This is a genomic window from Pseudomonas sp. B12(2026), assembly GCF_057767015.1.
Window position 1 is genome coordinate 484,042 of record NZ_CM173430.1, and the last position, 25,556, is coordinate 509,597.

23 protein-coding genes are annotated in these 25,556 nt (G+C 69.0%); 15 read left to right on the top strand and 8 right to left on the bottom strand.

The features are described from left to right. The 4 genes from hslV to AC3B6A_RS02315 all read right to left on the bottom strand — a co-directional run bounded on the left by hslV (position 1) and on the right by AC3B6A_RS02315 (position 5,662). A complete protein-coding gene (gene hslV / locus AC3B6A_RS02300) occupies positions 1-537 on the bottom strand; it encodes an ATP-dependent protease subunit HslV (RefSeq protein ID WP_416747313.1) in 537 nt (178 codons plus the stop codon). 143 nt (positions 538-680) lie between these two features. Next, positions 681-1,502, bottom strand: coding sequence for an SPOR domain-containing protein (locus tag AC3B6A_RS02305; protein WP_488400739.1), 822 nt, complete (start codon positions 1,500-1,502; stop codon positions 681-683). 5 nt (positions 1,503-1,507) lie between these two features. Then, complete coding sequence (argS, locus tag AC3B6A_RS02310) at positions 1,508-3,247, bottom strand: arginine--tRNA ligase (protein WP_488400740.1); 1,740 nt, start codon at positions 3,245-3,247, stop codon at positions 1,508-1,510. Between the two features lie 195 nt (positions 3,248-3,442). After that, positions 3,443-5,662 carry a primosomal protein N' gene (locus AC3B6A_RS02315; protein WP_488400741.1) on the bottom strand — a complete coding sequence of 740 codons (2,220 nt, stop codon included), beginning with the start codon at positions 5,660-5,662 and terminating at the stop codon, positions 3,443-3,445. A gap of 211 nt (positions 5,663-5,873) precedes the next feature. Here AC3B6A_RS02315 and rpmE point away from each other — a divergent pair, with 211 nt between their 5' ends. The 8 genes from rpmE to AC3B6A_RS02355 all read left to right on the top strand — a co-directional run bounded on the left by rpmE (position 5,874) and on the right by AC3B6A_RS02355 (position 13,654). Continuing rightward, positions 5,874-6,089 carry a 50S ribosomal protein L31 gene (rpmE, locus tag AC3B6A_RS02320; protein ID WP_090264577.1) on the top strand — a complete coding sequence of 72 codons (216 nt, stop codon included), beginning with the start codon at positions 5,874-5,876 and terminating at the stop codon, positions 6,087-6,089. Positions 6,090-6,114: 25 nt separating this feature from the next. Continuing rightward, entirely contained in the window at positions 6,115-6,918 is an 804-nt protein-coding gene (locus AC3B6A_RS02325; RefSeq protein WP_488400742.1) for a thermonuclease family protein, read from the top strand. Continuing rightward, entirely contained in the window at positions 6,915-8,363 is a 1,449-nt protein-coding gene (locus AC3B6A_RS02330) for a M48 family metalloprotease (protein ID WP_488400744.1), read from the top strand. Before AC3B6A_RS02325 ends, AC3B6A_RS02330 begins: the two co-directional genes overlap by 4 nt. A 103-nt stretch (positions 8,364-8,466) precedes the next feature. Continuing rightward, the gene (locus AC3B6A_RS02335) at positions 8,467-9,735 is read left to right on the top strand and encodes a malic enzyme-like NAD(P)-binding protein (protein ID WP_488400745.1); all 1,269 of its coding nucleotides are present in this window, start codon (positions 8,467-8,469) and stop codon (positions 9,733-9,735) included. Positions 9,736-9,875: 140 nt separating this feature from the next. Further along, the gene (locus AC3B6A_RS02340; RefSeq protein ID WP_488400746.1) at positions 9,876-11,219 is read left to right on the top strand and encodes an NfeD family protein; all 1,344 of its coding nucleotides are present in this window, start codon (positions 9,876-9,878) and stop codon (positions 11,217-11,219) included. After that, on the top strand, positions 11,219-11,989 hold the full coding sequence (locus AC3B6A_RS02345) for a slipin family protein (protein ID WP_488400747.1): 771 nt from the start codon (positions 11,219-11,221) through the stop codon (positions 11,987-11,989). Before AC3B6A_RS02340 ends, AC3B6A_RS02345 begins: the two co-directional genes overlap by 1 nt. Positions 11,990-12,080: 91 nt before the next feature. After that, positions 12,081-12,854, top strand: coding sequence for a phosphatase PAP2 family protein (locus tag AC3B6A_RS02350; RefSeq protein WP_488400748.1), 774 nt, complete (start codon positions 12,081-12,083; stop codon positions 12,852-12,854). Between the two features lie 68 nt (positions 12,855-12,922). Then, positions 12,923-13,654 (top strand): substrate-binding periplasmic protein, encoded by a 732-nt coding sequence (locus AC3B6A_RS02355; RefSeq protein ID WP_488400749.1) that lies wholly within the window; start codon positions 12,923-12,925, stop codon positions 13,652-13,654. A 93-nt stretch (positions 13,655-13,747) separates the two neighbouring features. On the opposite strand, the gene yccS is transcribed toward AC3B6A_RS02355, so the two are convergent. Together yccS and dbpA are read right to left on the bottom strand one after the other, a co-directional pair. Then, the gene (yccS, locus tag AC3B6A_RS02360) at positions 13,748-15,943 is read right to left on the bottom strand and encodes a YccS family putative transporter (protein WP_488400750.1); all 2,196 of its coding nucleotides are present in this window, start codon (positions 15,941-15,943) and stop codon (positions 13,748-13,750) included. Positions 15,944-16,144: 201 nt separating this feature from the next. After that, positions 16,145-17,521, bottom strand: a complete 1,377-nt coding sequence (dbpA, locus tag AC3B6A_RS02365; protein WP_488400751.1) for an ATP-dependent RNA helicase DbpA — start codon at positions 17,519-17,521, stop codon at positions 16,145-16,147. 323 nt (positions 17,522-17,844) lie between these two features. On the opposite strand from dbpA, the gene AC3B6A_RS02370 reads away from it, so the two are divergent. Next, positions 17,845-18,057 (top strand): cold-shock protein, encoded by a 213-nt coding sequence (locus tag AC3B6A_RS02370; protein ID WP_015475193.1) that lies wholly within the window; start codon positions 17,845-17,847, stop codon positions 18,055-18,057. Between the two features lie 93 nt (positions 18,058-18,150). Further along, on the top strand, positions 18,151-18,678 hold the full coding sequence (gene rloA3, locus AC3B6A_RS02375) for a retropepsin-like aspartic peptidase RloA3 (protein WP_488400752.1): 528 nt from the start codon (positions 18,151-18,153) through the stop codon (positions 18,676-18,678). Here rloA3 and mdtD read toward each other — a convergent pair whose 3' ends face one another. Next, positions 18,679-20,115, bottom strand: a complete 1,437-nt coding sequence (mdtD, locus tag AC3B6A_RS02380; protein ID WP_488400753.1) for a multidrug transporter subunit MdtD — start codon at positions 20,113-20,115, stop codon at positions 18,679-18,681. A 284-nt stretch (positions 20,116-20,399) separates the two neighbouring features. Here mdtD and AC3B6A_RS02385 point away from each other — a divergent pair, with 284 nt between their 5' ends. Together AC3B6A_RS02385 and AC3B6A_RS02390 are read left to right on the top strand one after the other, a co-directional pair. After that, complete coding sequence (locus tag AC3B6A_RS02385; RefSeq protein ID WP_488400754.1) at positions 20,400-20,942, top strand: DUF2780 domain-containing protein; 543 nt, start codon at positions 20,400-20,402, stop codon at positions 20,940-20,942. Positions 20,943-21,082: 140 nt separating this feature from the next. Beyond that, positions 21,083-21,637 (top strand): DUF2780 domain-containing protein, encoded by a 555-nt coding sequence (locus AC3B6A_RS02390; RefSeq protein WP_488400755.1) that lies wholly within the window; start codon positions 21,083-21,085, stop codon positions 21,635-21,637. 10 nt (positions 21,638-21,647) lie between these two features. On the opposite strand, the gene yihG is transcribed toward AC3B6A_RS02390, so the two are convergent. Further along, positions 21,648-22,532 carry a 1-acylglycerol-3-phosphate O-acyltransferase, YihG family gene (yihG, locus tag AC3B6A_RS02395; RefSeq protein WP_488403484.1) on the bottom strand — a complete coding sequence of 295 codons (885 nt, stop codon included), beginning with the start codon at positions 22,530-22,532 and terminating at the stop codon, positions 21,648-21,650. Positions 22,533-22,684: 152 nt separating this feature from the next. Between yihG and rloA2 the strand changes: the two genes are divergently transcribed. The 3 genes from rloA2 to creC all read left to right on the top strand — a co-directional run bounded on the left by rloA2 (position 22,685) and on the right by creC (position 25,395). Further along, positions 22,685-23,227, top strand: a complete 543-nt coding sequence (gene rloA2 / locus AC3B6A_RS02400; protein ID WP_488400756.1) for a retropepsin-like aspartic peptidase RloA2 — start codon at positions 22,685-22,687, stop codon at positions 23,225-23,227. Positions 23,228-23,293: 66 nt separating this feature from the next. Continuing rightward, positions 23,294-23,977, top strand: coding sequence for a two-component system response regulator CreB (creB, locus tag AC3B6A_RS02405; RefSeq protein ID WP_488400757.1), 684 nt, complete (start codon positions 23,294-23,296; stop codon positions 23,975-23,977). Then, on the top strand, positions 23,977-25,395 hold the full coding sequence (gene creC / locus AC3B6A_RS02410; RefSeq protein WP_488400758.1) for a two-component system sensor histidine kinase CreC: 1,419 nt from the start codon (positions 23,977-23,979) through the stop codon (positions 25,393-25,395). Before creB ends, creC begins: the two co-directional genes overlap by 1 nt. Positions 25,396-25,556: the final 161 nt, after the last annotated feature.

A 25,556-nucleotide genomic window follows, 5' to 3' on the forward strand; every position in this document is an offset into this window, starting at 1 on the left:
TCAGATGGCGCTGTCGAGCTCCTCGATGGTCAGGTTCTGGTTGGTGAACACGCAGATGGAGCCGGCGATGTTCAGCGCGGTCTCGGCGATCTCGCGGGCGCTCATGTCGTCGCCGGCCTTCTGCAGCAGGGCCATGGCCGCCGCCTGGGCGAAGCCGCCGCCCGAACCCATGGCGATCAGGCCATGCTCGGGTTCGACCACGTCGCCGTTGCCGGTGATGATCAGCGAAGCGTCCTTGTTGGCCACCGCGAGCATGGCTTCCAGGCGGCTCAGGGAGCGGTCGGTGCGCCAGTCCTTGGCCAGTTCGACGGCGGCGCGCACCAGGTGGCCCTGGTGTTTCTCCAGCTGCTGCTCGAAGCGTTCGAAGAGGGTGAAGGCATCGGCGGTGGCGCCGGCGAAGCCGGCCAGCACTTCACCGTGGTACAGGCGGCGGACTTTCTTCGCGTTGCCTTTCATCACGGTGTTGCCCAGGGAAACCTGGCCGTCGCCGCCCATGACGACTTTGCCGTTACGGCGGACAGATACGATGGTGGTCAAGGGTCTTACTCCACACTGCGGGGCGATGTGCCCGAATGCAGAGTCAGATGGGGACTGGGAGGGCGGGGTTCAAGTCCCGCGCCGGACGGTCAGCGCGCTTTTCGCGCGCCGCCCGTCGGCGCAGGGCCCGATCCTGCCGAGGGTCAGCGGGTCTGGCGCTGCTGTAACAGCAGATTGCTGAAGCCGTTGCCGGCCAGCTGCTTCTGCGCGGCCGAGGCCTTGGCGCGGTCGCCGTAGGGGCCGACCATCACCCGGTACCAGGTTTCGTCGCGCACGGTGCCGGATTCCACGCGGGCGTTCTGGCCCATCATGATGATCTGCGCGCGCAGGTGGTCGGCGTCGGACTGTTTGCGGAACGAGCCGGCCTGCAGGTAGTACTGGGTCGCGGCCACCGCCGGCGGCGGGGTCGGCTTGGCCGGGGCGGTCTCGGCCGGTGCCTGCGGCAGGGCCTGCTTCTGCGCGCTGGCGACCTGGGTCGCGACCGGCGTGGCGGCGGGCGTCGCCGGCTTGACCACCGCGGGCGGCGGTGGATTCTGCCCGCTCAGGGCGGCCAGGGCGCGCTGGGTGTCGATCTTCTCGGCTTCTTCCTTGGTCGCGACCACGGTCGCCGGCTGCTGCGGTTGCTGCGGCTTGGCCGGCGGCGGCACGGCTTCCGGCGGCACGGCGACTTCCGAGCCCGGCAGCAGGGTGTAGAAGTCGTACTTGGGCTTCACCCCGGTCGGGGCGTCCGGCTGTTGCGGCTGCACGGTGCCGGAGGGCTTGTTGGAGCCGACCACGGCCTTGGGCGCCTCCGGCTTTTCGCGTTTGACGTCGTTGCGACCCGGCTCCAGCTTCATCAGGAACATGATGAAGCCGCCGATGGCCAGGCCGGCGACCAGCCAGACCCAGCCGGGGACCGAACTCTTCTTGGCCGGGGCCTGGTAGCGGCTGGCGCCGCGCTTGGGAGCGGGTTTCTTCTTCGCCATGGGGCTTACATGCGCTCCAGGGTTTCCAGGCCCAGCAGTTCCAGGCCCTGCTTGAGGGTGCGGCCGGTCAGCGCGGCGAGGCGCAGGCGGCTTTCCTGTTGCGCCGGGTCTTCGGCGGTGAGAATCGGGCAGTGCTCGTAGAAGCTGGAGAACAGGCCGGCCAGCTCGTACAGGTAGGCGCAGAGAATGTGCGGGACACCCTTCACCGCCACGTTGTTGAGCAGGTCGGCGAACTGCGCGAGCTGCGCGGCCAGGGCGATTTCCTGCGGCTGCTGCAGATTGATGCTGCCGCCCACCTCGTCATAGCCCTTGCCCAGCTTGCGGAAGATGCTCGCCACGCGGGTGTAGGCGTACAGCAGGTACGGCGCGGTGTTGCCCTCGAAGCTCAGCATCAGGTCGAAGTTGAAGCTGTAGTCGCTGGTGCGGTGCTTGGACAGGTCGGCGTACTTCACCGCGCCGATGCCGACGGCATGGGCGATCTGGCGCAGGTCCTGCTCGCTGAAGTCGGGGTTCTTGCCCTTGACCAGGGTGTAGGCGCGCTCCTCGGCCTCGATCAGCAGATCGATCAGCTTCACGGTGCCGCCGTCGCGGGTCTTGAACGGCTTGCCGTCGGCGCCGTTCATGGTGCCGAAGCCCATGTGCTCCAGGTCCATGCTGGCCGGGACGAAACCGGCGCGGCGGGCCACTTCGAACACCTGCTGGAAGTGCAGGGCCTGGCGCTGGTCGACGAAGTACAGCACGCGGTCGGCGTGCAGCACCTTGTGGCGGTAGCGCATGGCGGCGAGGTCGGTGGTGGCGTAGAGATAGCCGCCGCCGGCCTTCTGCACGATCACCGGCAGCGGTTCGCCTTCGGCGTTCTTGAACTCGTCGAGGAACACGCACAGGGCGCCGTCGCTCTCGACCAGCAGGCCCTTGGCGGTGAGGTCGGCGACCACGTTGGCGAGGTCGTCGTTGTAGGCGCTCTCGCCCTTCACGTCGGCCATGGTCAGCTTCACGCCCAGCAGGTCGTAGACCTTCTGGCAGTGCGACAGGGAGATGTCGTTGAAGCGGCTCCACAGGGCCAGGCACTTGGCGTCGCCGGCCTGCAGCTTGACCACCAGCTCACGGGCGCGGTCGGCGAACTCGGCGGACTCGTCGAAGCGCTTCTTGGCGGCGCGGTAGAAGACTTCCAGGTCGTGCAGTTCGGCCTGGGCGTCCACCGGCTGCTCTTCCAGGTAGGCCAGCAGCATGCCGAATTGGGTGCCCCAGTCGCCCACGTGGTTCTGGCGGATCACGGTGTCGCCGAGGAATTCCAGCACGCGGCTGACGGCGTCGCCGATGATGGTCGAGCGCAGGTGGCCGACGTGCATTTCCTTGGCCAGGTTAGGCGAGGACAGGTCCACCACCACGCGCTGGGCCGGGCCGGCCTTGCGCACGGCGAGGTGGCCGTCGGCCAGGGCCTTGTCGAGGCCGGCGGCGAGCCAGGCCTGGTCCTGGAAGAAGTTCAGGAAGCCGGGGCCGGCGATCTCGACCTTGGCCACTTCCGCGCTCTGCGGCAGCGCCTCGACCAGCTTGGTGGCGAGGTCGCGCGGCTTCATGCCGGCGGGCTTGGCCAGCATCATGGCGATGTTGCTGGCGAAGTCACCGTGGGTTCGGTCCTTGGTGTTCTCCACCTGGATGTCGGGCGTCAGGCCGGCCGGCAGGGTGCCGTCTTCGGTCAGGCGGACCAGGGCTTGCTGGATCAGGTGGCGAATCGTGTTTTTCATGGTTGTCTCCGTGCTCGCGTGCATCCGGCGCGCGCGACCGGTTATCTGGCTCAGAACCGCGCATTATCGGCGCCCGGAGGGCGCAGCGGCAAGTTGTAAGCTTAAAGCTACAAGCAAAAGCTGCGGTGAACCTTGATTCTCACCATGGCCGCTCTGCTTTTTGCCGCTTGAGGCTTGTAGCTTGCCGCTGCTTTTCTAGAACAGATCGATCGGGTCGACGTCCAGCGACCAGCGCACCTGGCGCCCGCCGGGCAGGCCTTCGAGCACCGGTAGCCAGGGGCCGAGCAGGCGGTGCAGCGGCGCGCGGGCGTTGCCCATCAGCAGCAGCTGGGCGCGGAAGCGGCCGGCGCGGCGCTCCATGGGCGCCGGCACCGGGCCGAGCAGTTCCACGTCGCTGCCCAGGCTGGCCTGGATGCGCTCGGCTTCGCTGCAGGCTTCGTCGAGGAAGGCCTCGGCCTGCCCCGGCTTGTGCGCCTCGGCGCGCAGCAGCGCCAGGTGCGAGAAGGGCGGCAGGCCGGCGGCGCGGCGCTCGGCCAGGGCCTGGTCGGCGAAGGCGAAGTAGCCCTGCTCGGTGAGCTGCACCAGCAGCGGGTGGTCGGCCAGGTGGGTCTGGATCAGCACCCGGCCCGGCTCCTCGGCGCGTCCGGCGCGTCCGGCGACCTGGACGATCTGCTGGGCCATGCGCTCGCTGGCGCGGAAGTCGGCGGAGAACAGCCCGCCGTCGGCATCGAGGATCGCCACCAGGGTGACGCGCGGGAAGTGGTGGCCCTTGGCGAGCATCTGGGTGCCGACCAGGATGCACGGCTCGCCCTTGTTGATGGTGGCGAACAGGTCGCGCATGGCGTGCTTGCGCGAGGTGCTGTCGCGGTCGATGCGCAGCACCGGATGATCCGGGAAGAGGATGCGCAGGCGCTCCTCGGCGCGCTCGGTGCCGGCGCCGACCGGGCGCAGGTCGACCTTGCCGCACTTGGGGCAGTTGCGCGGCGGCCGCTCGCGGTGGTCGCAGTGGTGGCAGCGCAGCTCGCCGCTGCCCTGGTGCACGGTCATCCGCGCGTCGCAGCGCGGGCACTGGCTGATCCAGCCGCAGTCGTGGCACAGCAGGGTCGGGGCGAAGCCGCGGCGGTTCAGGTAGACCAGTACCTGCTGGCCGGCGGCCAGGGTTTCGCCGATGGAACGCTGCAGCGGCATGGAAATGCCCGAGTCCAGTGGCAGGCTCTTCACGTCCAGCCGGTGGAATTTCGGCTGGTGCGCGCCGCCGGCGCGCTGGGTCAGGCGCAGCAGGCCGTAGCGGCCGCTCTGGGCGTTGTGCAGGCTTTCCAGCGCCGGGGTGGCCGAGCCGAGCAGGATCGGCACGTTCTCCAGGCGCGCGCGCACCATGGCCAGGTCGCGGGCGTGGTAGCGCAGGCCTTCCTGCTGCTTATAGGAGGCGTCGTGCTCCTCGTCGATGATGATCAGCCCCGGATGCTTCAGCGGGGTGAACAGCGCCGAGCGGGTGCCGATGACGATGTCCGCCTCGCCGTCGCGGGCCGCCAGCCAGGCGTCGAGGCGCTCGCGGTCGGTCAGCGCCGAGTGCAGCAGGGCGATGCGCGCGTTGAAGCGGCGCTCGAAGCGGCTCAGGGTCTGCGGGCCGAGGTTGATCTCGGGGATCAGCACCAGCGCCTGTTTGCCGGCCTCCAGGGTCTCGCGGATCAGCTGCAGGTAGACCTCGGTCTTGCCGCTGCCGGTGACGCCGGCGAGGAGGAAGCTGTGGAAGCTGCCGAAGCCGGCGCGCACGGCCTCGAAGGCGGCGCGCTGCTCGCCGTTCAGCGGCAGCTCCGGCTGCGCCAGCCACGGGCCGTGGCGCGGCGGCACGCTGTGCAGGCGCACTTCCAGCGTGGCCAGGCCCTTCTCCTGCAGCAGGTCGAGGCTGTCCTTGTTGATCTGCAGCTGGCCGAGCAGCTCGTGGGCGACGCCGTGGGGATGCTGCCGGAGAATCTTCAGCGTCTCGCGCTGGCGCGGCGCGCGGGCCAGGCGCGGGTCGTCCTCGCGGGCCTCTGGCGCGGCGTGCCAGAAGCGCTGCTGGCGCGCCTCGGCGGCCTCGCCCTGGCGCAGCAGGTTGGGCAGCGCCCAGGACAGCGTGTCGCCCAGGCTGTGCTGGTAGTACTGCGCCGTCCAGCGGCACAGCTCCAGCAGGTGCGCCGGCATCGGCGGCTCGCGGTCGAGCACGGCGAGGGCCGGGCGCAGCTTGTCCTGCGGGACTTCGGAGGTCTCCACCTTGTCCACCAGCACGCCGACGATTTCGCGGCGGCCGAACGGCACGCGCAGCCGCACGCCCGGCTGCAGGCGCGACACGTCGAGCCCGTGCGGCGGCAGGTAGTCGAACAGGCGGCGCAGCGGCGAGGGCAGGGCGAGGCGCAGGATGGATGGCGAGGGCACGCGGCGGATTCCGGGGCGGCGGGGAGCGGCGATCTTAGCACCCGGCGACGATCGGTCGAGGCTTGACTTGCGTGGAAAAACTTCTCTGGTATGATCCACGCCCTTAATTTGCGTGCGGTGCCCGGTAAAGATCCCGCCTGCGGTCCTCGATGACCGTGGCTCGGCTTCTGCCAGAGACTGGGTGGCGGCACACCAACCAGAGGAAGACATCATGAAACCGGAAATCCATCCCGCGTACGAAGAAATCGAAGCTACCTGCAGCTGCGGCAACGTGATCAAGACCCGTTCGACCCTGTGCAAGAGCATCCACCTGGACGTCTGCTCCGAGTGCCACCCGTTCTACACCGGCAAGCAGAAAGTCGTCGACACCGGCGGCCGTATCGATCGCTTCAACCAGCGTTTCGCCATGTTTGGTGGCAAGAAGTAAGATCGATTTCCGCGGAAGACCCGTCATGGTTCTTCACGGCATTTCGAAAAAGGCGTCCCTCGTGGGCGCCTTTTTTATGGCCGTCTGTTTTGCAGCCGGGGCGTCGGCTGCCGCCTGTCCGCAACCGCAAGAGCCGGAAAGCGTGCGCGTGGCGCGGGTGGTGGACGGCGACACCCTGAAGCTGGCCGATGGCCGCAGCGTGCGCCTGATCGGGGTGAACGCCCCGGAGCTGGCCCATCGCGGCCGCCCGGAAGAGCCTTTCGCGGTGACCGCGCAGCGCCGCCTGCAGGCGCTGGTGGCGGCCAATGACGGCGAAGTCGGCCTGGTCGCCGGCCGGCAGGGCAGGGACAAGTACGGCCGCACCCTGGCCCACGCCTATGATTCGCACGGCGACAACCTCGAATCCCAGCTGCTCGCCGAGGGCCTGGGCTACCTTGTAGCTATCGCCCCGAACACCGATCTCACCGCCTGCCAGCAGGCCGCCGAGCGCGAGGCGCGCGGCGCCGGGCTGGGATTGTGGAAGCGCTCCCCGGTGCAGGCGGTGGAACAGCTGCACGACAGCGGCTTCGCTGTGGTCCGCGGCCGGGTCGAGCAGGTGCAGCGCAACGGCGGCGGCCTGTGGATCGATCTCGACGGCCCGCTGGTGTTGCGCATCGATCCGCGCCTGCTGAAGCATTTCGACGATGCAACCCTGCGCGGCCTGCGTGGTCGACAGGTGGAAGCGCGCGGCTGGGTGATCGACCGCTCCGAACGCGGCGGAGTGAAACCCGGACAGGCACGCTGGATGCTGCCTTTGACCGACCCGGCGATGATGGAGGTATTGCCATGAGCGTGCGCTCGTTCGGAATCCTTGCCCTGCTGGCGCTGCTCGGCGTCCTGGCGGGCTGCGCGGTCAACCCGGCCACCGGCAAGACCGACTTCGTGACGATGAGCGAGCAGGACGAGCTCAGCCTGGGGCAGAAGTACAGCCAGGAAATCCTCAAGCAGTACCCGCGCTACGAGGACGAGAAGCTGCAGGCCTACGTGCAGCAGGTCGGCGAGCGGGTCGCCCGCGCCGGCGACCGGCCCGGGCTGCAATACCACTTCACTGTCATCGACACCCCGGACATCAACGCCTTCGCCCTGCCCGGCGGTTACGTCTACATCCATCGCGGCCTGATGGCCTACCTGGGCTCCGAAGCGGAGCTGGCCGCCGTGCTCGGCCACGAGGTCGGCCACGTCACCGCCCGCCACAGCGTGCGCCAGCAGAGCCAGTCCAGCGCCTGGAACGTCCTCGGCCAGGCCGTCGCCATCGGCACCGGCGTCGGCGCGGCGGCGGACCTCACCAACGTGCTCGGCACCGCCTTCGTGCGCGGCTACGGCCGCGACATGGAGCTGGAGGCCGACGGCCTGGGCGCCAAGTACCTGGCCCGCGCCGGCTACGACCCCACGGCGATGATCCAGGTGGTGCGGGTGCTGAAGAACCAGGAAGACTTCGCCCGCGACGAGGCCGCGCGCAAGGGCCAGACCGCCCAGCCGGTGGGCTACCATGGCCTGTTCGACACCCACCCGGACAACGACCAGCGCCTCAAGCAGGTGCTCGGCCCCGCCCAGGCCCTGGCCGGCGGCCAGCAGGAAACCGGCGCCGAACGCTACCTGAAGGCCATCGACGGCATGCCGTTCGGCGACTCCGCCGCCAGCGGCGTGCGCAAGGGGCAGAACTTCTACCATGCCGAGCTGGACTTCACCCTCAGCTACCCGGCGGGCTGGGGCATCCTCAACCAGCCGACCGCCCTGGTGGGCTTCACCGCCGACCAGCAGGCCTACATCGGCATGAAGCTGGTGCAGCGCGACGGCCAGCTGACCCCGGCGGAATTCCTGCGCAAGGGCACCGGCGGCCGCCTGTCCGGCGAGGAGAGTTTCCAGCAGGCCGGGCTGTCGGGCGCCACCGGGGTGGTGCCGGGTTCGCCGGCGCGACGGGTCGCGGTGATCTACCAGGCGGACCGCGCCTACCTGTTCGTCGGTGCGGTCAAAGGCCGCGCCTCGCTGGAGAGCGTGGACGACCAGTTCCTGCGGGTGATCCGCAGTTTCCGACCCATGCGCGCGGACGAGCGCAAACTCGCGCAACCGCGCCGGATCGCCGTGGTTCAGGTCAAATCCGGGCAGACTGTCGAGGAGTTCGCGAAAGCCGAGAAGGGCGCGGAATCTGACTCGATAAATCGTATACGTTTACTGAATGACTTGTATCCAAACGGTCAGCCAAAATCCGGAGACTGGCTGAAAGTCGTACGCTAGAGGTCTTGACAGCAGAGGCCCGGGCTACCTTGGCAGGTGCGGGCTTTCTGCGTATGCTCGGTCCCCCGTCTGTCCAACAAGCAACAAAAGCGGAAGTGCCCAAATGTCCGATCTCAAGACCGCTGCCCTCGAATATCACGCTCAACCCCGCCCCGGAAAACTGAGCGTCGAGCTGACCAAACCGACCGCCACCGCCCGCGACCTGTCGCTGGCCTACAGCCCGGGCGTCGCCGAACCGGTGCGCGAAATCGCGCGTGATCCCGAACTGGCCTACAAGTACACCGGCAAGGGCAACCTGGTCGCGGTCATTTCCGACGGCACCGCCATCCTCGGCCTGGGCAACCTCGGCCCGCTGGCCTCCAAGCCGGTCATGGAAGGCAAGGGCGTGCTGTTCAAGCGCTTCGCCGGTGTCGACGTGTTCGACATCGAAGTCGACGCCGAAAGCCCGCAGGCCTTCATCGATACCGTCAAGCGCATCTCCATCACCTTCGGCGGCATCAACCTGGAAGACATCAAGTCGCCCGAGTGCTTCGAGATCGAGCGCGCGCTGATCGAACAGTGCGACATCCCGGTGTTCCACGATGACCAGCACGGCACCGCCATCGTGACCGCCGCCGGCATGCTCAACGCCCTGGAAATCGCCGGCAAGAAGCTGGAAACCGCGCAGATCGTCTGCCTCGGCGCCGGCGCGGCCGCCATCTCCTGCATGAAGCTGCTGGTGAGCATCGGCGCCAAGGTCGAGAACATCTACATGATCGACCGCCAGGGCGTGATCCACGCCGGCCGCACCGACCTGAACCAGTACAAGGCGGTGTTCGCCACCGAGACCGACAAGCGCACCCTGTCCGACGCCCTGGAAGGCGCCGACGTGTTCGTCGGCCTGTCCGGCGCCAACCTGCTGGGCGCCGAAGACCTCAAGCGCATGGCGCCGAACCCGATCGTCTTCGCCTGCTCCAACCCGGACCCGGAAATCGCGCCGGAAGTGGCCCACGCCGCCCGCAACGACGTGATCATGGCCACCGGCCGTTCGGACTACCCGAACCAGGTGAACAACGTGCTGGGCTTCCCCTTCATCTTCCGCGGTGCCCTGGACGTGCGCGCCACCCGCATCAACGAAGAGATGAAGATCGCCGCCGCCCTGGCCCTGCGTGACCTGGCCAAGCAGCCGGTACCCAAGGAAGTGTGCGAGGCCTACGGCGTGAGCGCCCTGGAGTTCGGCCGCGAGTACATCATTCCGAAGCCGATGGACAAGCGCCTGATCAGCGTCGTTTCCGACGCCGTGGCCAAGGCCGCCATCGAGACCGGCGTGGCGACCCTGCCGTACCCGCAGCACTACCCGCTGCAGTCCGTGGAAGACGTCTTCAAGGGCTGATCCGCGCCTGCTGCAGAAAAACCCCGCTTCGGCGGGGTTTTTCGTTTCCGGCGGACGAACGGCCCCGGGGACTATGCTTAGGGAAGGGTGCCGTCCTTCCATCCACTGCGGCGCCCGTCGGCTTCGGCCAGGGAGGCGCCATGCTGAGGCTGCTCCGTCGACTCGCCTGTTTCCTGCTGCTTGGCGCAGGCGGGGCGCTGGCGGCCCCCACGGCGGTGGTGCTCGACATCGAAGGCGCCATCGGCCCGGCCAGCGCCGACTACGTGGTGCGCGGCATCGCCCGCGCCGCCGAGGAGGGCGCGGTGCTGGTGGTGCTGCGCATGGACACCCCCGGCGGGCTGGACAGCGCCATGCGCAGCATCGTCAAGGCGATCCTGGTCAGCCCGGTGCCGGTGGCGGGCTACGTCGCCCCCGGCGGCGCGCGGGCCGCCAGTGCCGGGACCTACATCCTCTACGCCTGCCACATCGCGGCGATGGCGCCGGGCACCAACCTCGGCGCGGCGACGCCGGTGCAGATCGGCATGCCCAGTCCCGACCGCTCGCCGGACAAGTCCGGCGACAAGCCGGACGCCGACACCAACACCCTCGCACGCAAGCAGATCAACGACTCCGCGGCCTACATCCGCGGCCTCGCGCAGCTGCGCGAGCGCAACGCGGAATGGGCCGAGCGCGCGGTGCGCGAGGCGGTCAGCCTGGCGGCGGACGAGGCGCTGAAACTGAAGGTGGTGGACGTGGTGGCGCCGGACATCCCGATGCTGCTGACCATGATCGATGGCCGCAGCGTCAGCGTCGACGGCCGCGACGTGCGCCTGGAGGTGGCCGGCGCGACGCTGGTGCCGCACGCGGCGGACTGGCGGACCCGGCTGCTGGCGGTGATCACCGATCCCAGCGTGGCGCTGATCCTGATGATGATCGGCGTCTACGGGCTGATCTTCGAGCTGGCCAACCCCGGCATGGCGCTGCCCGGCGTGCTGGGGGCGATCTGCCTGCTGCTGGGCCTGTATGCGCTGCAGATGCTGCCGGTGAACTACGCCGGGGTGGGGCTGATCCTGCTCGGCCTGGCCTTCATGGTCGCCGAAGCCTTCGTGCCCAGCTTCGGCGCCCTCGGGCTGGGCGGTATCGTCGCCTTCGTGATCGGCTCGCTGATCCTGATCGACACCGACGCCCCCGGTTTCGGCATTCCCCTGGCGCTGGTGGTTACCCTGGCGACGGTCAGCGCCCTGTTCATCGGCGGCATCGCCGGCGTCGCGCTCAAGGCCCGGCGGCGCCGGGTGGTCAGCGGCCCGGTGGGGCTGGAGGGGAGCCTGGCGACCATCCTGTGGGTGGACGGCGACGATCCCTGTTCCGGCTGGGTGGTGCTGCAGGGCGAACAGTGGCAGGTCCGCGCCGACCGGCCGCTGCACAGCGGCCAGCGGGTGCGGGTGATGGCGCGCAACGGCCTGAGCCTGGAGGTGGCGGCCAACGACGATGCAGGAGGTGTGTGATGGGCTTTCCCTTCGGACTCATGGTGGCGCTGGTCCTGCTGCTGTTCCTGGTGCTCAGCGCGCTGCGGATCCTGCGCGAGTACGAGCGCGGGGTGGTGTTCCAGCTCGGCCGCTTCTGGAAGGTCAAGGGGCCGGGGCTGGTGCTGGTCATCCCGGTGGTGCAGCAGATGGTCCGGGTCGACCTGCGCACGGTGGTGCTCGACGTGCCGCCGCAGGATGTGATCTCCCGCGACAACGTCTCGGTGAAGGTCAACGCCGTGGTGTACTTCCGCGTGCTCGACCCGCAGAAGGCGATCATCCAGGTGGAAAACTTCCTCGCCGCCACCAGCCAGCTGGCGCAGACCACCCTGCGCGCGGTGCTGGGCAAGCACGAGCTGGACGAGATGCTGGCCGAGCGCGAGCGGCTCAACATGGATATCCAGAAGGTCCTCGACGCGCAGACCGACGCCTGGGGCATCAAGGTCGCCAACGTCGAGATCAAGCACGTCGACCTCAACGAGTCGATGATCCGCGCCATCGCCCGCCAGGCCGAGGCGGAGCGGGAGCGGCGGGCCAAGGTGATCCACGCCGAGGGCGAGCTGCAGGCCTCCGAGAAGCTGATGCAGGCCGCCGAAATGCTCAGCCGCCAGTCCGGCGCCATGCAGTTGCGCTATATGCAGACGCTGGGCTCGATCGCCGGCGACAAGAATTCCACCATCGTCTTCCCTATGCCCATCGAGCTGCTCAAGGGCCTGCTGGAGCCCGGCGGCAAGTCGACCAAGCCTGACTGAAGGCAGGGTCTCCCGGATAGTCGGCATCTATAGTCGTGGACTCATGCATTGACGCGTCCATGCCGGGACGAGGTGGACGCCGGGGGACACGATGAAAACTACCCTGCTGACGGCCCTGATGCTGGCCGTCACCCTTGGCCTGACCGGTTGCGCGGGCGCACCGTCCATGAGCTGGTCGCGGGTGGGCGACTCCGCGCAGCGCGCGGTGGTCAGTCCGGATGTCTGGGCGCCGGTGGCCGGCGCGGCGGTGATCGCCGCCGGCAACTGGGATCACCGCTGGCAACGCTCGGCGAGCGACCACGACTGGCTCTTCGGCGGCGACGCCAACCAGGCCGCCGACCACATGCTCAACCTCGCCACCGGGCTGAGCGTGGCCAGCGCGCTGGTCGCCGCGCCGAAATCGGCGGACAGCGAGGCGACGTGGAGCTGGCGCGGGCGCAACCTGGCGCTGCTGGCGGCGGACCGCTACGCCGTCAGCGGATTCGTCGAGGAAGCCAAGGAGTGGTCCGGGCGCGAGCGGCCCGACGGGGTGCCCGACGACTCCTTCCCGTCCAACCACAGCGCCGTCACCGCCGTGCACACCAGCTTCACCCGGCGCAACCTGGACTACATCGACATGGACCCGACCCTGCGCTACACCGCCAAGGCCGGCCTCTACACCCTCGACGGGCTGACCGCGCTGTCGCGCGTCGAGGGCGACAAGCACTATCCCACCGACGTGCTGGTGGGCATGGCGCTGGGCAACTTCGTCGCCAACTTCACCTACAACCTGTTCCTCGAAGGCCCCGCCAGCGACCGTTACAACCTCACGGTGGCCCCCGAGGCCGACGGCGGCATGAGCCTGCGGGTGGCGATGCCATTCTGAGCGGGTTGGCGTTCCGGCGGGGGCTGCGGCTAGTCTTTCCGGACCCTCTCCGCCGAATGAGCGCACCGATGCCGTTGCGTCTGCTGCTGTTGTTGCTGTGTCTCGCCTGCGCCGCGCCGCGCGCCGATGAGGTGCTGCGCATCGTCGCGGACCGCTGGCCGCCCTACACGGACAGACGGCTGCCCAACGGCGGGGGAGCGGTGCATCTGGTGCGCACCGCCTTGGCGCGCGCGGGCTACGCCACCGAGTACGTCGAGGTCCCCTGGCCGCGCGTGCTGTACGGCCTGCGCGGCGGCGAGTACGACCTGGTGGTCGGCGCCTGGTACAACCCGGAGCGGAAAGCCTTCGGCGTATTCTCCGAAGCCTACCTGAGCAACCGCGTGCTGTTGCTCAAGCGCCGCGGTTCGCCGATCACCTTCAGCCGTCTGGCCGACCTCTACCCCTACCGCATCGCCGTGGTGCGCGGCTACAGCTATTCCCCGGAATTCGACAGCGACCCGCAGCTGCGGCGGGTGCCGGTGTTCAGCTTCGCCAACGCCGCGCTGATGCTGCGCGCCGGGCGGGTGGAGCTGGCGGTGGAGGACGAGATCACCGCCCGCCATCAGTTCGCCGGGGAGCTGGCGGCGGTCGGGGGCCAGCTGGAATTCCTGCCGATGCCGCTGGCGGAGAAGGGCCTGCATATCCTGGTCAGCCTGCGCAATCCGCAGCACGCGCGGATCGTCGCGGCGTTCAACGAGGCCATCCGCGCGATGCGCGCCGACGGCAGCTACGACGCGCTGAAGCGGGAACACGGCCTGTAGCGGAGCTGCTGCATGTCGCAGGAGCGAGCTTGCTCGCGAACCGCACGGCAGCGATGCCACCGGGCGCTCCTACGGAAGGGAGGCCTGCGTGGCTCAGGCGGCTTCCGCCTGCTCCGTGCCGATCTCCTTCTTCAGCAGGTGCGCCGCCAGCGTGCGCAGCGGCGTGAGCTGGCGGCAGATCAGCGCCAGCTGGGTCTGCACCAGGCGATGGGCGTCGTCCTGCTCCTCGGGCAGCTCCTCCAGGCGCTTGGCCAGGGCGTCTTCCTCGTCGCTGTAGATCGCCACCGGGCGCCGCTCGGCAAGGCGCCTGGCGATGTCGTCGAGGCTGGCGGTGAGGCGTTCGGCGGCCTCGCCGATCAGGCTGTCGCTCGGCGCCGGGGGCAGGCGGTCGCGGTGCGCGCCGAGGGCCGAGAGGTAGCTGAGCAGGGTGTGGGAGAGCACCAGGAAGCGGAAGCCGATCTCCGCGTCCTTCCGGAAGTGGCCGGGCTCCAGCAGCATGTTCGACAGGGTGGTGGAGAGCGTCGCATCGGCGTTGTGCGCGTTGCGCCGCGCGGTGCGGTAGGCAAGGTCGTCGCGCTTGCCGTTGGCGTACTGCTGCATGATCTCGCGCAGGTAGCGGCTGTTGCACGCCAGGGTGCCGCCGACCAGGCGGTGCAGGCTGCGGCCGTGCCAGTCGGGGAGGATCAGGAACACCGCGATCCCGGCGATCAGCGCGCCGAGCAGGGTGTCGAACAGGCGCGGCAGGATCAGCCCGTAGCCGTCGCCCACCTGGTTGAAGCAGAACAGCACCAGCAGGGTGATCGCCGCCGTGGCCAGGGTGTAGCGCGTGCTGCGGGTGGCGAAGAAGGCGACCCCGGCGACCACCGCCAGCAGCGACTGGACCAGCGGATTGGGGAACAGGTCGATCAGCGCCCAGCCGGCCACCAGGCCGACCAGCGTGCCGAGGATCCGCTGCACCAGGCGGATGCGCGTGGCGCCGTAGTTCGGCTGGCAGACGAACACCGTGGTGAGCATGATCCAGTAGCCCTGGGTCGGGTGGATCAGGTGCAGCATGCCGTAGCCGGCGGCCAGCGCCAGGGACAGGCGCAGGGCGTGGCGGAACAGCAGCGAGTTGGGCGAGAGCTGCAGGCGCAGGCGCTCCAGCGCGTCCCGCAGCGAGCGCGGCGAGCGGTCCAGCAGGCTGCTGTCCTGCTCGTCGGCCAGCGCGTCCGGGTTGCTCGCGCCGCTGAGCTTGCGGTCCAGGGTGGTCAGGTTGGCCGCCAGCGCGCCGAGGGAGCGCAGCAGCCCGCGCCAGGCCGGGTTGCCCTGCTGGCGCAGGTGATCGAGCGAGGCGTTGAGGTCGGCCAGGGCCAGTTCGCTGTCGTTGTAGTCGAACGGCTGGCGCAGCTGGATCGCCTTCGCCAGCGCCTTGCACGCCTTGCCCTGCTGGTTGAGCAGGCGCTGGCAGCGGAACAGCACGTCGCTGTGGAAGAAGGCCTCGGCCAGCTGGTTGTACGGGTAGTGCGAGGAGCTGGCGCGCTCGTGGACGTCCTGGGCGATGAAATACAGCTTCAGGTAGCGGCTGATCTTCGGCCCCGGGCGGCCGTGGGGCAGGCGCGCGAGGATGGTTTCCTTGGCCTGGTTGAGCGCCACCACGACCCGGCCGTTCTGCCGCGCCAGGGCCAGGCGCTGGGCCTCGACGTCGAGCTGGCGCAGCGGTTCGAGCAGGCTCGACTTGATCTTCAGGTACTCGCCCAGTTCGAGGAACAGCCGAGCCAGGCTCTGCTGCACCGGCTGGTTGGCGAACAGCAGGTTCCACAGCACCGACAGCAGGCCGTACCAGCCGGCGCCGAGCACCAGCAGCGCCGGCTCGCGCCAGAAATCGCTGGGCGAACCGCCGCGCTGGTCGACGCCGATCATGGTGTAGATCGACAGGATCAGCGTGGCCGAGGCGATCGCCGCGTAGCGCTCGCCCAGCGCGCCGAGCAGGGTCATGGCGAAGGTCGACAGCGCCAGGCCGGCGACGAAGACCAGCGGGTAGGAGTACAGCAGTTCCACCGCCAGCGCGGCGACGCTGAAGCAGGCCAGGGTCACCAGCAGTGCCTGCAGGCGGCCCAGCCAGTGATCGTCGGTTTCCGCCAGGGCGCTGGCTATGACCCCGAGGAACAGCGGGATCACCAGCTCCGGCCGGCCCTGCAGCCAGCAGGCGAGCATGACCCCGCTGAGGGCGACGAACACCCGCAGGCTGTAGGCGAACTTGTCCAGCGCCCAGAGGCGCCGCAGAGACTGGAGCAGTGGGGAGGAAAGCATGCGAATCGGGGCTTCCGGGGGACTGCCGCTCAGACTAGCGGATCGCCTGCGGCGCTGCTATCGCGGGGGCGACAGGGTATCGCGCACTTTCCTCCGGGGGCGGAGGCTTTTCGTAGGAGCGAGCTTGCTCGCGAACGATGTTCGCCGGCTGCAGCGCTGCCATGCGCTTCGCGAGCAAGCTCGCTCCTACAGAAGAGCAGCTCAGAGGATGCGTGCCTTGAACGAGCGGCCCTTGATCTTGCCTTCGTTGAAGTGCTTCAGCGCCTGCCGGGCGCTATCGCGCTCCACGGCGACGAAGGCCTGGAAGTCGAAGATGGCGATCTTGCCCACCTGCGCGCCCTTGAGCCCGGCATCGCCGGTCAGCGCGCCGAGGATGTCGCCGGGGCGCAGCTTGTCCTTGCGTCCGCCGGCGATGGCCAGGGTGGTCATCGGCGGCAGCAGCGGGGCGTCGTTGGCCTTGAGGAAGTCGATGCGCTCCCAGTTCAGCGGCGCGCCCTGCAGGTCCTCGACGGCCTGGGCGCGGCTGGCTTCGGCGGGGGTGACCAGCGACAGCGCCAGGCCCTTCTCGCCGGCGCGGCCGCTGCGGCCGATGCGGTGCACGTGGACCTGCGGATCGCGCGACAGCTCGACGTTGATCACCGCCTCCAGCGCGGCGATGTCCAGCCCGCGGGCGGCCACGTCGGTGGCCACCAGCACGCTGCAGCTGCGGTTGGCGAACATGGTCAGCACCTGGTCGCGCTCGCGCTGCTCCAGGTCGCCATGCAGCGCCAGGGCGGAAATCTTCCGCGCGTTGAGCTGTTCGACCACTTCCATGCACTGCTGGCGGGTATGGCAGAAAGCCACGCAGGACTGCGGGCGGAAATGCTGCAGCAGGCGCACCACGGCGTCGAGGCGCTGCTTCGGGTCGATCTCGTAGAAATGCTGCTCGATCTGGCTGTCGTCGTGCAGCGCCTCGACTTCCACGCGCTCGGGATTCTTCAGGAACTTCGCCGCCAGCTGGCCGATGCCCTCGGGGTAGGTGGCGGAGAACAGCAGGGTCTGCCGGCGTGCGGGCAGCTGGCCGATGATGTCGGCGATGCTGTCGTAGAAGCCCATGTCGAGCATGCGGTCGGCCTCGTCGAGCACCAGGGTGTTCAGGCCGTCGAGCTTCAGGGTGCCGCGGCGCAGGTGCTCCTGCACCCGGCCGGGGGTGCCGACCACCACGTGGGCGCCGTGCTCCAGCGAACCGATCTGCGGGCCGAAGGGCACGCCGCCGCAGAGGGTCAGCACCTTGATGTTGTCGGCGGCGCGGGCCAGGCGGCGGATTTCCTTGGCCACCTGGTCGGCCAGCTCGCGGGTCGGGCACAGCACCAGCGCCTGGCAGCCGAAGTAGCGCGGATTCAGCGGGCTGAGCAGGCCGATGCCGAAGGCGGCGGTCTTGCCGCTGCCGGTCTTGGCCTGGGCGATCAGGTCGCGGCCCTTGAGGATCACCGGCAGGCTGGCGGCCTGGATCGGGGTCATCTCGCGGTAGCCGAGGGAGTCGAGGTTGGCCAGCAGGTCGGCCGACAGGGGAAGGCTGGAGAAGGCGGAGGTGGTCACGGAAGAGGCCCGGGGTGAATCCATTGGTCGCGCAGTGTAGCAGGAGGGCGTCTCCGGGCGGGCTGGGATACCGGCCGTGCAAGGCTTTGCGCCCACTTGTCAGAAATCCCGCGACTGGCTGTACATGGTTTTTTATACAGATTCGCTTTCCGCAGATTTTTGTCGTAGAGTGCCTGAACTGTGTTTGCATGGGTCGCCGTCGATCGTGACCTGATGCGGTCGGTTATTCCACCCCGTCCTGCTCGACTCCTTGTAACTCCTTGCAACTCAGTTCCTGGCCGCCTCGCGTGGCTAATCTTCAAAATCGTTCCAAGGAGAACACCATGTCGAATCGTCAGAACGGCACCGTCAAGTGGTTCAACGAGACCAAAGGCTACGGCTTCATTACCCCGGAAAGCGGCCCGGACGTTTTCGTTCACTTCCGCGCCATCGAAGGTAACGGCTTCAAGACCCTGGCCGAAGGCCAGAAAGTCAGCTTCGAAGTCGTGCAGGGCCAGAAAGGCATGCAGGCCGAGCGCGTTCAGGTGATCAACTAAGATCCCCTGGCGTCAGCCGAAGAACCCCGGATGGAAACATCCGGGGTTTTTTATTGCCTAAAGTTGCCGTCATCCCTTCCGGAGTCTCCATCCATGTCGTCGCCCGCCCTCCGCCTGCTGGCCCTCGGTCTGTTCGCCTTCGCCGGCACCTGCGCCGTCGCCGCCGAGGAGCCTGCACCGCCCGCCCAGCCCGGCACCTGGGGCTGGGTCGAGACGCTCAAGCTGATGCCCGAGGAAGCCGTGCTCAAGGCCAGGCTGGATACCGGCACGCAGACCTCGACGATGGACGCGCGCAACATCGTCCGGATCAAGAAGAACAACGAGCGCTGGGTGCAGTACGACGTGATGGTCACCGACCCCGCGACCGGCAAGGAACTGCGCCTGCCCTTCGAACGCAAGATCGAGCGCGTGCTGAAGTTCCACGGCGCCAACGGCGTCGAGCGCAGCCCGGTGGTGCTGATGGACGTGTGCCTGGGCAACAAGGTCTACCGCGAGCAGTTCTCCCTGCGCGACCGCCAGGCCCAGGACTACCCGGTGCTGCTCGGCCGCCGCAGCCTGGAGCACCTGGGCGCGGTGGACGCCTCGAAGACGCAGACCGTCGCGCCCACCTGCAAGCCCTGATCAGTGCTCGTTGACGCCGTGCTCCGGGTCGACCCGGCGCGGCGTGGTGCGGCCGTCCCCGGCGCTGAGCTGGAAGAAGATCGCCGCCGCCAGCATCGACAGCAGGCCGACGCTCAGGTAGGTGGCGTGGAAGGCTGACAGCGCGTCTTCCTGCGCGCTGTCCAGGTCGCCATTGAACCCCCGCAGCAGCCCCGCCGCGCAGGCCACGCCCAGGCCGATGGACAGCTGCATCACCACCGAGAGCAGGCTGTTGCCGGCGCTGGCGTTGTCGTCGCGCAGGTCGATCAGGGTCAGGGTGTTCATCGCGGTGAACTGCAGCGAGTTGATCCCGCCCAGCACCGCCAGCTGCGCGAGCAGCAGCAGGTACGGCGTGTTCTGGTCCACCAGGCCGAGGCTGGCGATCATCGCCCCGAGCAGCAGCGTGTTGCTCACCAGCAGGCGGCGGTAGCCGAACAGCTCCAGCAGCGGCTTGGCCAGCGACTTGATGACCATGGCCGACAGCGCCATCGGGATCATGGTCATGCCCGCCCGGGAGGGCGAGAAGCCCAGCCCGACCTGCAGCAGCAGGGGCGTCAGGAACGGCAGCGAGCCGCTGCCCAGGCGGGCGAACAGGTTGCCCAGCACGCCCACCGCGAAGGTGCGGGTGCGGAACAGCGACGGAGGGAACAGCGGCGCCTCGATGCGCAGCGCGCGCAGCCAGTAGCACACCAGCAGGACCAGCCCGCCCACCAGCAGGAGCACCACGCGCACGTGGGGCATGTGCAGCTCGCCCAGGCCCTCCAGGGCCATGGTGATCAGCACCATGGCGCCGCCGAACAGCAGGAAGCCGACGCCGTCGAAGCGCGTGGCGCGCACGCCGTGCAGGTCCGGCATCAGGCGCAGGGCGACGATGAAGCCGACCAGCCCCACCGGCAGGTTGATCAGGAAGATCCAGTGCCAGCTGGCGTATTCCACCAGCCAGCCGCCCATGGTCGGGCCGGTCAGCGGGCCGAGCAGGCCGGGAATGGTGACGAAGCTGAGGATCCGCACCAGCTCGCTGCGCGGGTAGACGCGCAGGATCACCAGGCGTCCCACCGGCATCATCAGTGCGCCGCCGACGCCCTGCACCACCCGCGCGGCGACCAGGGTGCCGAGGGTCGGCGAGAGCGCGCAGAGCAGCGAGCCGAGGCTGAACAGGAAGATCGCGAAGAGGAACACCCGGCGCGTGCCGAAGCGATCGGAAATCCACCCGGAGGAGGGGATCAGCAGCGCCACCGTGAGCAGGTAGGCGATCACCACGCCCTGCATGCGCAGCGGGTTCTCGTTGAGCGAGCGGGCCATGCCCGGCAGCGCGGTGTTGAGGATGGTGCCGTCCAGGGCCTGCATGAAGAAGGCGATGGCCACCAGCCAGGGCAGCAGGCGGGCCGTGCGGGGCGTCAGGGCGAAGGGTTCGGGCATGATCGATCCAGCGGGAGGGGATGGCCCTAGCTTAGGGAATGTTGCGCGGCGGTGGGGCGGTCGAGTGTGGCGCCGGGCCCGCGCGACAGGAGGCGGCGGGCCGCGCGCGGGGACTTTGCCGCTGTCTGGAAATGCCTGTGCCAGACCTGTAGGGCCCGTTTTCCAAGGTCTTTGCGAGCAGATGCCGGGGTGCGCCGAAAGTAGCGGGTATGGCGGAACGATGTCACCGGCGGCGGGTCGATATGCGGTCCGGCCGCTTGCCGGAATTCCCACAGGAGTCAGCGATGTCCGTCAAACCCCGTGTCACCCTCGCCCTGGCCACCGTGCTGGCGGCGTCTTCCGCATTCGCCTTCAACCTCGGTGACGCCGCCAAGGTGGTCTCCGGCGCAACCGGCGGCGGCACCGCGCCGGTCGCCAGCACGCCCCAGGCCAGCGGCCTGCTCGGCGCCCTGACCGGCCAGCTCGGGGTCAGCGACGAACAGGCCCTGGGCGGCACCGGCGCGCTGCTGGGGCTGGCCAAGAACAAACTCAGCGGCGGCGACTACTCGCAGCTGCTCCAGGCCGTTCCCGGCCTCGACAAGCTCTCCGGCAGCAGCGCGCTGGGCGGCCTCGGCGGCCAGCTCGGCAACCTCGGCGGCGCGGCCTCCAGCGGTCTGCTGGGCAACGTCGGCAGCATGGGCGATGTGAACAATGCCTTCGGCGCGCTGGGCATGGACCAGAGCATGACCGGCAAGTTCGCCACGGTGCTGCTGGACTACTTCGGCAAGCAGGGCGTGAACAGCCAGTTGCTGAGCAGCCTCAGCGGGCTCTGGGGCGCGGGCGCCTGAGAGGCTGCTACGCCTCGCGAGATCGCGAACGGCTTCTGAGGCGTCGGGCCGCCGGCCGGCGCGGAACCGCCGGCGGCCCGCCTTGTCGAAGCCACGACCCGGTCCCTGTTCGGGGCTGGGCATCCCCTCCGGAGCCGTCGATGTCCGCCAAATCCGCCGTTGTCCTGGCCGCCGCCTGGCTGGCCGTATCCCCCGTGTTCGCCGCTACCTTCGCCGAGAACGCCGAGCCGGCGCCGGCCACCGAAGCGCCCGCGCAGGCGGCCAGTGCGCTGCTGAACAACCTGACCCACCAGCTGGGCGTCAGCGAGCAGCAGGCCATCGGCGGCACCGGCGCGCTGCTGGGGCTGGCCCTGAATACCCTGAAGGACACCGACAGCGCCCAGTTGCAGAAGGCCATGCCGAACATGCAGCAACTCGCCGGCGACGGTTCCGGCTCCCTGGGCGATCTGGGCGGCATGCTGGGTGGCCTGGGCGGGGCGGCGGCGCTGCTCGGCGGGATCAACAACCTGCAGGACGTCGACCAGATCTTCGGCGTGATGGGTATGGACCAGTCGATGATCGGCCGCTTCGCCGGGGTGATCCTCGACTACTTCACCCAGCAGGGCCTGAGCAGCCAACTGCTCGGCACGCTCGGCGGCCTCTGGGGCGCACCGGCAACCCCGCTGGCGGCGCCGGTCGCCGGACGGGGCGTGTGAGCGCGCCGGCTCAGAACTCCCGGCGCAGCGCCTCGATGCGCGCGTCCTTCTCTTCCCACAGGCGCGACACCCAGGCCTGTACGTACTGGCGGAATTCCGGGTCGTTCTCGTAATCGCCCTGCCACAGCGCGGGGTCGATCTCGCGCGCCTGGATATCCACGATCACCCGCGGCACGCGCCCGCACAGCAGGTCCCAGAAGCCCGGCCGCGGGCCTTGCGGATAGACCAGGGTGACGTCCAGCAGCGTGTCGAGCTGCTCGCCGAGGGCCGCCAGGACGAAGGCCACGCCGCCCGCCTTGGGGCGCAGCAGGTTCCTGTAGGGCGACTGCTGCCGGGCCTGCTTGGCCGGGGTGAAGCGGGTGCCTTCGAGGTAGTTCACCACGGTCACCGGCATGCGCTTGAACTTCTCGCAGGCGGCCCTGGTGATCTCCAGGTCCTTGCCCTTGAGCTCCGGGTGCTTCTCCAGGAAGGCCTTGCCGTAGCGCTTCATGAACGGGTAGTCGAGCGCCCAGAAGGCCAGGCCGAGGAAGGGCACCCAGATCAGTTCCTTCTTCAGGAAGAACTTGAAGTAGGGCGTCCTGCGGTTGAACGCCTGCACCAGCGCCGGGATGTCGACCCACGACTGGTGGTTGCTGATCACCAGGTAGGAGGTGTCGCCGCGCAGGTCATCGCCGCCGCGGATGTCCCAGACGGTCGGGGTCATCAGCGCGAAGACGGCCTTGTCGATCTCGGCCCAGGTCTCGGCGATCCACATCACCCCACGCGAGCAGGCGTCCTTCGCCGCCTGGCCGGGGGCGACCAGCTTGAGCAGGGCGATCAGCAGCATCGGGCCGATCAGGACCAGGGTGTTGATCAGCAACAGGAGGCTGGCGACGACGCCGGCCAGAGCCCGCATGGAGAGTGCACGCATGGAGAGCCGGTTCCTTGTGCGACGGTGACGCGGCCATGATACGCAGACAGTCCGCCCGGCCCAAGCGGGGAGGGGATGGCGAACCAATGGCCGGCATGCTAGTCCTATGCGCACATGCCCCACCCCGGAGATTCTGCGTGAAACGCGCCCTCGCCCTGCTTTCCCTGCCTACGTTGATCGCACTGGCCCTGCCCAGCCTGGTGCTGGCCGCCGAACCCAAGCTCTATGGCCGCTACGAGTGGGTCAGCCTGCCCGAACTCGACCAGACGCTGCAGGCGAAGATGGACACCGGCGCCTACACCTCGTCGCTGTCGGCCAAGGACATCCAGTTGTTCCAGCGCGACGGCGAGGAGTGGGTGCGCTTCAAGCTGGCGACCAAGGACGGCGGCGACTCGGTGTACGAGCACAAGCTGCTGCGCATCTCCAAGATCAAGAACCGCGCCGACGGCGCCGCCGAGGACGAGGAGGACGACAGCAACCCCGGCCTCAGCCAGCGCCCGGTGATCGAGCTGCCGGTGTGCCTGGGCGGCGACCAGCGCACCATCGAGGTCAACCTGACCGACCGCAGCCACTTCAACTACCCGTTCCTGATGGGCACCAAGGGCCTGCGCAAATTCCACGTCGCGGTCGACCCCGGCGAGCGCTTCACCGCCGGCAAGCCGAACTGCTCCGGCAGCTGAGGCCCCGATTGACGCGGTGCCGGGCTTGCGGCACCGTGCCGGCAGTTTCCAGGGAGCCGGAACCCCATGCCGCACATCCTCATCGTCGAAGATGAAGCCGCCATCGCCGACACGCTGCTCTACGCGCTACAGGCCGAGGGCTTCGAGACCACCTGGCTGAGCCTGGCCGGCGCGGCGCTGGAGCGGTTGCAGCGCGAGACCTTCGACCTGCTCATCCTCGACGTCGGCCTGCCCGACATCAGCGGCTTCGAAGCCTGCAAGCGGCTGCGCCGCTTCTCCGAGGTGCCGGTGATCTTCCTCACCGCGCGCGACGCCGAGATCGACCGGGTCGTCGGGCTGGAGATCGGCGCCGACGACTACGTGGTCAAGCCGTTCAGCCCGCGCGAGGTCGCCGCGCGGGTGAAGGCCATCCTCAAGCGCATGGCGCCGCGCGAGGCGCCCGCCGGCGGAGGCCGCGGGCCGTTCGAGGTGGACGCGGAGCGCGCGCTGATCCGCTACCACGGCCAGCCGCTGGCGCTGACCCGCCACGAATTCCGCCTGCTGCAGACCCTGCTGGCGCGCCCGGAGCGGGTGTTCAGCCGCGAGCAGCTGCTCGATGCTCTCGGCGTGGCCGCCGACGCCGGCTACGAGCGCAACGTCGACAGCCACATCAAGAGCCTGCGCGCCAAGCTGCGCCAGGTCGCCGCCACCGCCGAACCGATCCAGACCCACCGCGGCCTGGGCTACAGCTACGCGCCGGACAAGGGCTGATGCGCCTGTCGCTGCGGATCTTCCTGGTCTACTTCCTGTTCGTCGGCCTGACCGGCTGGTTCGTCCTGAGCACGGTGATGGATGAAATCCGCCCCGGCGTGCGCCAGTCCAGCGAAGAGACCCTGGTGGACACCGCCAACCTGCTGGCCGAAGTGCTGCAGGCCGACGTGAAGAACGGCACCCTCAGCCAGAGCCGGCTGCCGGAGATACTCCGCGCCTATGGCGCGCGCAGCCCGCAGGCGGACATCTGGGGGGTGAACAAGACGGCGGTGAACCACCGCATCTACGTCACCGACGCGCGCGGCGTCGTCCTGCTGGATTCCCTCGGGCAGGCCGTGGGGCAGGACTATTCGCGCTGGAACGACGTCTACCTGACCCTGCGCGGGCAGTACGGCGCGCGCTCCAGCCGCGAGTCGGCGGACGACCCGGAGTCCTCGGTGATGTACGTCGCCGCGCCGATCCGCGATGGCCAGACGATCATCGGCGTGGTCTCGGTATCCAAGCCCAACCGCAGCCTGCAACCCTACATCGACCGCTCCCAGCGCCGCCTCGCCTGGCTCGGCGCCGGGCTGATCGCCCTCGGCCTGCTGGTCGGTGCGCTGCTCTCCTGGTGGCTCAGCCGCTCCCTGGAACGCCTGACCCGCTACGCCCAGGCGGTCAGCGAAGGCCGCCGCGCGGAGCTGCCGCGCTACCGCGGCGGCGAGATGGCGCAACTGGCCGGCGCGGTGGAGCGCATGCGCGTGCAGCTGGAAGGCAAGGCCTACGTCGAGCGCTACGTGCACACCCTGACCCACGAGCTGAAAAGCCCGCTGGCGGCGATCCGCGGCGCGGCGGAACTGCTCGAGGGCGAGATGCCGGCCGAGCAGCGCGCGCGCTTCGTCGGCAATATCGCCGGGGAAAGTGAGCGTTTGCAGCAACTGATCGAACGGCTGCTGAACCTCGCCCAGGTGGAACAGCGCCAGGGGCTGGAGGAGCGCGTGCCGGTGGCCCTGCACGGGCTGGTCGAGAGCCTGGTCGACGAGCGCATCGTGCGGGTGCGGGGCGTGCAGCTGGAAAATGCGATCCCGCCGCAGGCGAGCGTGACCGGCGAGCGTTTCCTGCTGCGCCAGGCGCTGGGCAATTTACTGGACAACGCGCTGGATTTCACCCCGCCCGGCGGCGCGGTGCGCTTCTCCGCCCGGCCCGAGGGTGGCGGCTGGCGCATCGAGCTGTTCAACCAGGGCGAGGCGATTCCCGACTTCGCCCTGCCGCGCCTGACCGAGCGCTTCTACTCCCTGCCGCGCCCGTCCAGCGGGCGCAAGAGCACCGGCCTGGGGCTCAATTTCGTGGCCGAGGTGGCGGCGCTGCACGGCGGCGCGCTATGCGTCGAGAACGTCGAGGGCGGGGTGCGGGCGAGCCTGTCGCTGCCGCAGCCGTAGCGCGCCCGCTGGGCGCGAATCGCGGACAAGGTCCGCTCCTACAGGGAGCCGCGGGGCTGCTTTCGTAGGAGCGGAGCTTCTCCGCGATGCTCTTCGACGCCGTGATGCTGCTGCAGCCATAGCGCCGTTGCAGGTGCGCCCTACGGGCGCAATTCGCGGAC

Excerpts from the sequence above, each read along its gene's own strand:
- AC3B6A_RS02305 (WP_488400739.1), bottom strand. The coding sequence starts at position 1,502 with ATGGCGAAGAAGAAACCCGCTCCCAAGCGCGGCGCCAGCCGCTACCAG.
- argS (WP_488400740.1), bottom strand. The coding sequence starts at position 3,247 with ATGAAAAACACGATTCGCCACCTGATCCAGCAAGCCCTGGTCCGCCTG.
- rpmE (WP_090264577.1), top strand. The coding sequence starts at position 5,874 with ATGAAACCGGAAATCCATCCCGCGTACGAAGAAATCGAAGCTACCTGC.
- AC3B6A_RS02325 (WP_488400742.1), top strand. The coding sequence starts at position 6,115 with ATGGTTCTTCACGGCATTTCGAAAAAGGCGTCCCTCGTGGGCGCCTTT.
- AC3B6A_RS02330 (WP_488400744.1), top strand. The coding sequence starts at position 6,915 with ATGAGCGTGCGCTCGTTCGGAATCCTTGCCCTGCTGGCGCTGCTCGGC.
- AC3B6A_RS02335 (WP_488400745.1), top strand. The coding sequence starts at position 8,467 with ATGTCCGATCTCAAGACCGCTGCCCTCGAATATCACGCTCAACCCCGC.
- AC3B6A_RS02340 (WP_488400746.1), top strand. The coding sequence starts at position 9,876 with ATGCTGAGGCTGCTCCGTCGACTCGCCTGTTTCCTGCTGCTTGGCGCA.
- AC3B6A_RS02345 (WP_488400747.1), top strand. The coding sequence starts at position 11,219 with ATGGGCTTTCCCTTCGGACTCATGGTGGCGCTGGTCCTGCTGCTGTTC.
- AC3B6A_RS02350 (WP_488400748.1), top strand. The coding sequence starts at position 12,081 with ATGAAAACTACCCTGCTGACGGCCCTGATGCTGGCCGTCACCCTTGGC.
- AC3B6A_RS02355 (WP_488400749.1), top strand. The coding sequence starts at position 12,923 with ATGCCGTTGCGTCTGCTGCTGTTGTTGCTGTGTCTCGCCTGCGCCGCG.
- yccS (WP_488400750.1), bottom strand. The coding sequence starts at position 15,943 with ATGCTTTCCTCCCCACTGCTCCAGTCTCTGCGGCGCCTCTGGGCGCTG.
- AC3B6A_RS02370 (WP_015475193.1), top strand. The coding sequence starts at position 17,845 with ATGTCGAATCGTCAGAACGGCACCGTCAAGTGGTTCAACGAGACCAAA.
- rloA3 (WP_488400752.1), top strand. The coding sequence starts at position 18,151 with ATGTCGTCGCCCGCCCTCCGCCTGCTGGCCCTCGGTCTGTTCGCCTTC.
- mdtD (WP_488400753.1), bottom strand. The coding sequence starts at position 20,115 with ATGCCCGAACCCTTCGCCCTGACGCCCCGCACGGCCCGCCTGCTGCCC.
- AC3B6A_RS02385 (WP_488400754.1), top strand. The coding sequence starts at position 20,400 with ATGTCCGTCAAACCCCGTGTCACCCTCGCCCTGGCCACCGTGCTGGCG.
- AC3B6A_RS02390 (WP_488400755.1), top strand. The coding sequence starts at position 21,083 with ATGTCCGCCAAATCCGCCGTTGTCCTGGCCGCCGCCTGGCTGGCCGTA.
- yihG (WP_488403484.1), bottom strand. The coding sequence starts at position 22,532 with ATGCGGGCTCTGGCCGGCGTCGTCGCCAGCCTCCTGTTGCTGATCAAC.
- creB (WP_488400757.1), top strand. The coding sequence starts at position 23,294 with ATGCCGCACATCCTCATCGTCGAAGATGAAGCCGCCATCGCCGACACG.
- creC (WP_488400758.1), top strand. The coding sequence starts at position 23,977 with ATGCGCCTGTCGCTGCGGATCTTCCTGGTCTACTTCCTGTTCGTCGGC.